2 pseudogenes are annotated in these 636 nt (G+C 56.6%); one reads left to right on the top strand and one right to left on the bottom strand.

The features are described 5' to 3' along the window. A pseudogene (locus tag HMPREF1627_RS02100) lies at positions 1-285 on the top strand (ketol-acid reductoisomerase); the annotation flags it as partial. Between the two features lie 66 nt (positions 286-351). Here HMPREF1627_RS02100 and HMPREF1627_RS02105 read toward each other — a convergent pair. Next, positions 352-636, bottom strand: a pseudogene (locus HMPREF1627_RS02105) (ketol-acid reductoisomerase); the annotation flags it as partial.

The following is a 636-nucleotide window of genomic DNA, read 5'->3' as shown; positions in this document are numbered from 1 at the left end:
CAGCGCTGGTCTTGTTCCGACACGGCAGAGTACGGCGATTACGTGTCCGGTAAGCGCGTGATCACGCCTGATGTGAAGGAAAACATGAAGGCCGTGCTCGCTGATATTCAAAACGGCACTTTCGCAAAGCGCTTCATCGCCGACCAGGATGCGGGTGCACCCGAGTTCTTGCAGCTACGCAAGGAGCACGAGTCGCACTCGATCGAACAAACTGGCCGCGAGCTTCGCAAGGCTTTCGGTTGGACAGATGAGGACGAGGACTACACGGGAAGCGCAGCGCGCTAAACCTGGCTTTAAGTAGAAGTATGGGAGCACTTGCAAGTGCTCCCATACTTCTACTTAAAGCCAGGTTTAGCGCGCTGCGCTTCCCGTGTAGTCCTCGTCCTCATCTGTCCAACCGAAAGCCTTGCGAAGCTCGCGGCCAGTTTGTTCGATCGAGTGCGACTCGTGCTCCTTGCGTAGCTGCAAGAACTCGGGTGCACCCGCATCCTGGTCGGCGATGAAGCGCTTTGCGAAAGTGCCGTTTTGAATATCAGCGAGCACGGCCTTCATGTTTTCCTTCACATCAGGCGTGATCACGCGCTTACCGGACACGTAATCGCCGTACTCTGCCGTGTCGGAACAAGACCAGCGCTG

The organism is Actinomyces sp. S6-Spd3 (assembly GCF_000758755.1).
Lineage (GTDB): Bacteria > Actinomycetota > Actinomycetes > Actinomycetales > Actinomycetaceae > Pauljensenia.
This window is presented reverse-complemented; position numbering and strand designations above follow the sequence as displayed.